Below are 7,303 nucleotides of genomic sequence, written 5' to 3'. Positions count from 1 at the left end.
CTTTTGAGTGAAGATGTAGATCTGAGTACTCAGAAGGAATAGTGGCTTTCTCCTCTAAATAAAGAATAAAGCAAGTATCCTGAGAAACATGATTGACTAGGGTAAAGTAATCAAGGATTCCTGAAGGCAAGAACAAGCTTAAAGAAGCAACAGGATCAATCGTTTGGGAAGAGGATGTTTTCATGATGCAAAAATAAGAATTTTAACGCAATCCCCCAAGTTTTCAGACTGAGCCCGAATTTCGGTATGACCAACGAGTTACGAGGAGTAGAAAAGAAAAACGGAGAGAGTATTTCTACTTTCTCCGCTTCAGTACCCAGACCCGCATTTGAAATAATTAAAGTGGGGAAAATGTGGGTAAAAAGAAAAATGCGGAAAAACGCCACAATTACACTGTATTTCAATATGTTATAATCCTATTAAATTTTAATCCAAGTTAATCGAATTGCAAAATATTTAGCAGATGTGGGGAAAATGTGGGGAAAATATTTATATTTGCAGCAGAGTAAAATTCAACCTGAAAGTCTATGAAAGTAACCTTTATCATTAAAAAAGCAGCCAAACGATATGATACAGAATCCATGGCTACAATCTATGTCCGTTTTAGAAACGGAAGGCAGTTAGACTCCGTTGCTCCTACTCAGTTAGCCATCAATCCCAATCTATGGGATGATAAAGACGAATGTGTAAAAACGAAAGCTGTCTGCAATGAAGAAATGCGTACCCATATAAATGAAGAGATACGCCAGTTGAAAACCTATATCGAGAAGGTATATCAACAAGAAAAGGAAGCAATAGACAAAGAATGGCTAAAAACAACACTTGATAAATTTTACCATCCTGAAAAATATTTTTTGCCGGAGGAAGTGGTTATCAAGCCTACCATTGGAGAACTATTCGATGAATTTCTAAACAAGCACCCTTTGTCGGAAGTACGAAAGAAAAATTTCCGGGTTGTCAAAAGAGCCTTACTGCGTTATGAACTATATGTAAGGGCTACAAAGAGAGGACAAAAGGGCTTTATCCTTGATGTGGATTTGGTAACACCTGACACGCTTCGGGATATGTGGGATTTCTTTCAGAACGAATACCAGTATTATGAACTTTACCCGAGCATTTATGAAGCCATTCCCGAAAAGAGGACACCACAGCCCAGAAGCAAAAACACGCTGATAGACTGTTTTTCAAGAATACGCACATTCTTCCTGTGGTGCTTCGATAACAAACGCACCACAAACAGACCTTTCGACAAGTTTCCGATAGAGGAGTGTACATATGGTACACCTTATTATATAACACTCGAAGAAAGGGACAGGATTTTTAATGCAGACCTTTCTGCCACCCCACAACTGGCAATACAGAGGGATATATTCATATTTCAGACACTGATAGGATGCAGGGTGAGCGACCTGTACCGAATGACCAAACTAAATGTGGTCAATGAAGCCATAGAATATATTCCCAAGAAAACCAAAGAGGGGAATCCGGTTACGGTACGTGTTCCACTTAACGACAAAGCGAAAGAAATCCTTGAACGCTACAAAGAATATGAGGGAAAACTGTTGCCGTTCATATCCGAGCAAAAGTACAATGATGCCATAAAAAAGATATTCAAATTAGCTGGAGTTGACCGCATCGTAACAATCTTAGACCCGTTGACGCACAACGAAATCAAACGACCTATTTATGAAGTGGCAAGCAGCCATCTGGCAAGACGTACGTTTATCGGCAATATCTATAAAAAAGTGAAAGACCCGAACCTTGTTTCCGCACTGTCGGGACACAAGGAGGGAAGCAAAGCTTTCAGACGATACAGGGATATTGACGAAGAAATGAAGAAAGACCTTGTAAAACTATTAGACTGATACTTGTATGGGACAACAGGAATATGATAATTTCAAAAGACTGATAAAGGAATGGCTCGACAGCCATCCGAATGAATATGCCGATTTTGTAGAAGAAATGAACGACAAGAAGTTCAAAGGGTTCTTCAATATTTTCAATACGGCTGTAAGGCTTGTTCCGAAATATAAAGAAGCAGCACGCAAGAGAATAGGCGATGATAGAAACCCTGATTTCGAGGAACTGGAAAATGTTCTTTTACAATCAGACCTTGCCGAGAAGATAGTGAATGAGTTTCATACCCCGAACAAGAGAAGTATTGTTCCTGCCATGCTTGCATGGCTCTATTACGGACGAAGCTATGAGTGCATGGTGGAACAGGGTGAGGAACTGACCAAAAGAAAGGATATTCCCACCTTATACAAATGGCTTGTTTCCGGCATGGTCAAATTCATTATCAGAAAAAGCATCGCCAATGGCATGAGAACCAAAGAGGACTGGCAAGTATTCAGGAAGCAACAGAAAGCCATTGAGGAAAACTCTCTCGTGGAATGGGCAATAGAAGAAGATGAAGACATGGACGAGGAAGAAACAGATATGCTGCAGGAAGAACAGCCAAAGACCGCAGGACGCAAAGCCGACACACGCACGTTGCCAGAACTTCTGATAGAAAGGCATGACATACTGATTGAAAGAATTGGCACACGATTGAAAACCCATGCTACGGAAACAGATATAGCACGACTGTTTATCGCACTGGTGGAATACCGATTCATGCGGAAGTGTCCCATCAAGACTTTCAGAAACGCACTGTACGAGCAGTTCAAGGAACAAGAAATCGTCCACGAAAGAGGCATCCAGAAAGCATACAGAAATCTCACTTCTCCGTTTGGAAACAGCAAGAAACTGGTAAAAGACATTGGTGAAGACCATGAAGCCATCGAGGAATTGAAAGCCTATCTATCCAATTGAAGTTCGTTTAATTCGCTTTTCGTTTTTACGAATTTAACGAATTGAATATCATTGTTTTACGATTGATTTTCATTATATATTTGCGCCACTATCCTAATCGGGGTAGTGGCTTTTCGTTTATAATACTGCCGAAACGGGAAGTCTTACAACCGGCAGTTTCAAGAAGCCTATGACAGACATATTGGCAATTATCCAAAACGGAAACGGCAACATCAAGTTGGAAGTAACAGGAGAAGATTTGCTATTATTCTCCAACCAGTTAATCAGCCGTGCGAAGCATGAACTTTCTACCGCCATTGCGGAAGCAAGAAAGGAGAAGTATCTAACCAAAGAGGAAGTGAAAAAGATGTGCGGTGTTTGTGATACCACACTCTGGCACTGGTCTAAGAAAAACTATCTGAAGCCTGTAAAGGTTGGAAACAAGGTCAGATACCGACAATCCGACATTCAGAGAATTTTAGGTGAACACAATCCTTTAATCTAAGCCTATGAAGGAGGAAGAATATATGCGCGTAGGAACAACTTTGTACAAGGTGGTCAATCAGCCATGCGCCAATGGCGGTTATGAGAAGAAACGTGTCGTATGGAACAACAGCACATTACGGCAGGACTATGGAAAGAATTATCTTGCCACCGTCCCCAAGTATGACGGCTTTTGCACCGTTCCCAACCATTTGAACTACCAAAAGGAGATTGAGGGATTTCTGAACCTTTACGAGCCTATAGAGCATAAACCGCAGCAGGGGGACTTCTCCCACATCCAATCCTTGATGCGGCACATCTTCGGGGAACAATACGAGCTGGGTATGGACTATATGCAACTGCTGTATCTACAGCCGACACAGAAGCTGCCTATTGTCCTACTTGTTTCAGAAGAACGCAACACAGGCAAAAGCACGTTCTTGAACTTCCTGAAAGCCGTGTTTGAGAACAACGTGACTTTCAACACCAACGAAGATTTCCGCAGCCAGTTCAATTCCGACTGGGCAGGAAAGCTACTAATCGTTGTGGACGAAGTTTTGCTCAACCGCAGGGAAGACAGCGAACGGTTGAAAAACCTGAGCACCACTTTCACCTACAAGGTGGAAGCCAAAGGCAAAGACCGAACGGAGATTGCTTTCTTCGCCAAGTTCGTGCTATGTTCCAACAACGAATATCTGCCTATACTCATAGACGCAGGAGAAACACGCTACTGGGTGCGGAAGATAATGCCGTTGCAGAGTGATGATACCAACTTTCTGCAAAAGCTAAAAGCGGAAATACCCGCATTTCTTTATTTCCTGACCCAAAGGGAACTATCCACAACACAGGAAAGCCGTATGTGGTTCAACCCAAGACTGACACATACCGCAGCCTTGCAGAAAATAATCCGAAGCAACCGCAACCGACTGGAAATAGAAATGACCGAGTTGTTGCTTGACATCATGTCGAACATGAACGTGGAAAGCGTATCATTCTGCCTGAACGACCTTGTAACCTTGCTACTCTATTCACAGGTCAAGGTTGAAAAGTATCAAGTGAGGAAAGTTGTGCAGGAAGTATGGAAACTTACTTCTGCACACAATTCGCTATCCTACACCGCTTATGAGTTCGCACCCCATCGTGAGTGCCACTATGAGCCGAAAAGGAAAACTGGTCGGTTTTATACGGTAACGAAAGAACAACTGACCGCTATCTAATTATTTTGATGAAATGATGAATAAGGGAAGTAATATATTGCCTTACAGATAGATATGTATTCATCAAACACTCATCAACAACGATTGCTGATGAAAAAAGAAAACATCATTTCTCTTTTGGCAAGCAATCTGATGAGAAAAAGATGAGCCGATATAACGCTGTTTAACAGTGTGTTAAATTCCAAATTCATCAAATCATCATTTTTCATTCACCAACAAATCCGCAAGAAAATGACAATAGAAGAAGCTAAAAGCATACGAATAGCCGACTACCTGCACAGCTTGGGTTATTCACCAGTAAAACAACAAGGTATCAACCTTTGGTACAAATCTCCGTTTCGGGAAGAGAGTGAAGCATCGTTCAAAGTGAATACCGAACGTGAACAATGGTATGACTTCGGTTTGGGAAAGGGCGGAAACATCATTGCACTGGCTGCACATCTGTACGCTACCGACCATGTACCTTACATCTTGAAACGGATAGCAGAGCAGACACCGCACGTGCGCCCGGTATCTTTCTCTTTTGGAAAGCAAAGCTCTTCTGAGCCGAGCTTCCAACAGTTGGAGATTGTTCCGCTGTCATCTCCTGCCCTGCTTGCCTACTTGCAAGGTAGAGGAATTAACATAGAACTGGCGAAAAGAGAATGTAGTGAAGCACGTTTCACCCACAACGGCAAGCGATACTTTGCCATCGCCTTTCCCAATGGTTCTGGTGGGTTTGAGGTTCGCAACCGCTATTTCAAGGGCTGCATCGCCCCAAAGGAAATCTCCCACATCAGACAATCGGGGAAAGCGAGGAACACTTGTTATGTGTTCGAGGGTTTCATGGACTACCTTTCCTTTCTGACATTGAGACAGGAGAGCTGCCCGAATTATCCGGAGTTGGACGGACAGGACTACATCGTATTAAACTCCGTATCGAATGTAAACAAGGCTCTCTATCCGTTGGGCAATTACGAACGCATCCACTGCTTTTTTGACAACGACCATGCAGGCATAGAAGCTCTCCAACAAATCCGCAAGGAATACAGCAGAGACCGATACATCCGTGACGCTTCACAGATTTACAGCGGATGCAAGGACTTGAACGAATACTTACAGAAACAGGTTGAAAGAAAAAGGCAAGTCCAATCCGTCAAAGGGATGAGCAGCCAGTCACCGAAAAAGAAAAACGGCTTTCGGTTATAGCCCACTATAACTACACGCTCCGCTTTCGTAGTTGTGGGCTCTCCCGAGGGGATTAGGACTTTGCCCTAATAACCCACTCAGGGCGTTTCACCCCTGAGAACCCCGAGCAAAGAGTGACCCTCTCTTTGCAATCTCCGCTTATGGGTTACCCCTAAGAACCCCTCTGCGAAAGCGAGCAAAGTAAATCAATTGTAAACAAAGAAAAGAAGCTATGGCAACAAAATCAAGCATACACATCAAGCCTTGCAACATCGCATCGAGCGAGGTACACAACCGAAGGACTGCCGAATATATGCGTAACATCGGGGAGTCCAGAATCTATGTCGTTCCCGAACTCTCCACCAACAACGAACAGTGGATAAATCCCGACTTCGGCACTCCCGAACTGCGAACTCATTATGACAATATCAAGCAAATGGTCAAGGAAAAGACCGGACGTGCCATGCAGGAAAAGGAAAGGGAACGCAAGGGAAAGAATGGAAAAATTATCAAGGTGGCGGGATGTTCACCCATTCGTGAAGGAGTATTGCTCATCAGACCGGATACCACACTGGCTGATGTACGCAAATTCGGTGAAGAGTGTCAAAGACGCTGGGGCATCACACCGTTGCAAATCTTCCTGCACAAGGATGAAGGGCATTGGCTGAACGGTCAACCGGAAGCGGAAGACAGGGAAAGCTTCAAGGTCGGGAACAGATGGTTCAAGCCGAACTATCATGCCCATATCGTTTTCGACTGGATGAACCACGAAACCGGAAAGAGCAGAAAGCTCAATGACGAGGATATGGCAGCCATGCAGACCTTGGCTTCCAATATACTTCTGATGGAACGTGGGCAGGCAAAAGCTGTCACTGGTAAGGAGCACTTGGAGCGAAACGATTTCATCATAAAAAAACAGAAAGCCGAACTGCAACGTATAGAGGAAACCAAACGACACAAGGAGCAACAGGTAAGCCTTGCCGAGCAAGAACTCAAACAAGTAAAAGCAGAGATACGCACGGACAAACTCAAAAGTGCAGCTACCGATGTAGCCACTGCCATAACCAGTGGTGTAGGTTCTCTTTTCGGAAGTGGAAAGTTGAAAGATTTAGAACAATCTAACGAGAATTTACGTCATGAAATTGCCAAACGTGACAAGGGCATTGATGAATTAAAAGCCAAGATGCAACAAATGCAGGAACAGCATAGTAAGCAGATTCGTAACCTGCAAGGAATACATAATCAAGAACTTGAAGCCAAAGACAAGGAAATTTCACGATTGAACGCCATTCTTGAAAAAGCGTTCAACTGGTTCCCATTGCTCAAAGAAATGTTGAGAATGGAAAAGCTCTGCTATGCCATCGGATTTACCAAAGATATGATAAACAGTCTTTTGACAAAAAAGGAAGCTATCAGATGCAATGGTAGGATTTATTCCGAAGAACACAAACGTAAGTTTGACATCAAGAATGATATTTTCAAGGTGGAAAAGAATCCAACCGATGATAGCAAACTGATACTGACCATAAACAGACAGCCGATAGGCGAATGGTTTAAGGAGCAATGGGAAAAATTAAGGCAAGGTTTGCGACAATTAGCAGAAGAACCAAGAAAAAGTAGAGGATTCAGAATGTAATTATGAT

At 43.0% G+C, this 7,303-nt stretch carries 6 protein-coding genes and 2 pseudogenes; 7 read left to right on the top strand and 1 reads right to left on the bottom strand.

All coding sequences use genetic code 11. The annotated features are described in order from the left end of the window. Window positions 1–184: pseudogene (locus BSAG_RS25695) on the bottom strand (transposase); the annotation flags it as partial. 56 nt (window positions 185–240) lie between these two features. Between BSAG_RS25695 and BSAG_RS26195 the strand changes: the two are divergent. The 7 genes and pseudogenes from BSAG_RS26195 to BSAG_RS08525 all read left to right on the top strand — a co-directional run. Further along, window positions 241–414, top strand: a pseudogene (locus BSAG_RS26195) (recombinase family protein); the annotation flags it as partial. 113 nt (window positions 415–527) lie between these two features. Further along, window positions 528–1,865: a site-specific integrase gene (locus BSAG_RS08500; RefSeq protein ID WP_004291332.1), complete on the top strand. Its 1,338-nt coding sequence runs from the start codon at window positions 528–530 to the stop codon at window positions 1,863–1,865. A gap of 7 nt (window positions 1,866–1,872) precedes the next feature. Continuing rightward, window positions 1,873–2,814 (top strand): DUF6043 family protein, encoded by a 942-nt coding sequence (locus BSAG_RS25305; protein ID WP_004291334.1) that lies wholly within the window; start codon window positions 1,873–1,875, stop codon window positions 2,812–2,814. Window positions 2,815–2,983: 169 nt separating this feature from the next. Continuing rightward, entirely contained in the window at window positions 2,984–3,298 is a 315-nt protein-coding gene (locus BSAG_RS08510; protein ID WP_004291341.1) for a helix-turn-helix transcriptional regulator, read from the top strand. Between the two features lie 4 nt (window positions 3,299–3,302). Then, window positions 3,303–4,493 carry a primase-helicase family protein gene (locus BSAG_RS08515; RefSeq protein WP_004291344.1) on the top strand — a complete coding sequence of 397 codons (1,191 nt, stop codon included), beginning with the start codon at window positions 3,303–3,305 and terminating at the stop codon, window positions 4,491–4,493. A 231-nt stretch (window positions 4,494–4,724) separates the two neighbouring features. Then, window positions 4,725–5,681: a toprim domain-containing protein gene (locus tag BSAG_RS08520; protein ID WP_004291345.1), complete on the top strand. Its 957-nt coding sequence runs from the start codon at window positions 4,725–4,727 to the stop codon at window positions 5,679–5,681. A gap of 211 nt (window positions 5,682–5,892) precedes the next feature. Then, the gene (locus tag BSAG_RS08525; RefSeq protein WP_005649590.1) at window positions 5,893–7,296 is read left to right on the top strand and encodes a hypothetical protein; all 1,404 of its coding nucleotides are present in this window, start codon (window positions 5,893–5,895) and stop codon (window positions 7,294–7,296) included. Window positions 7,297–7,303: the final 7 nt, after the last annotated feature.

This window comes from Bacteroides sp. D1, from assembly GCF_000157095.2.
GTDB lineage: Bacteria > Bacteroidota > Bacteroidia > Bacteroidales > Bacteroidaceae > Bacteroides > Bacteroides xylanisolvens.
Note: the sequence above shows the minus strand (reverse complement) of the source record. Positions and strands in the feature narration are given on the sequence as shown.

Coding starts and splice junctions, on each gene's coding strand:
- BSAG_RS08500 (WP_004291332.1), top strand. CDS start 528: ATGAAAGTAACCTTTATCATTAAAAAAGCAGCCAAACGATATGATACA.
- BSAG_RS25305 (WP_004291334.1), top strand. CDS start 1,873: ATGGGACAACAGGAATATGATAATTTCAAAAGACTGATAAAGGAATGG.
- BSAG_RS08510 (WP_004291341.1), top strand. CDS start 2,984: ATGACAGACATATTGGCAATTATCCAAAACGGAAACGGCAACATCAAG.
- BSAG_RS08515 (WP_004291344.1), top strand. CDS start 3,303: ATGAAGGAGGAAGAATATATGCGCGTAGGAACAACTTTGTACAAGGTG.
- BSAG_RS08520 (WP_004291345.1), top strand. CDS start 4,725: ATGACAATAGAAGAAGCTAAAAGCATACGAATAGCCGACTACCTGCAC.
- BSAG_RS08525 (WP_005649590.1), top strand. CDS start 5,893: ATGGCAACAAAATCAAGCATACACATCAAGCCTTGCAACATCGCATCG.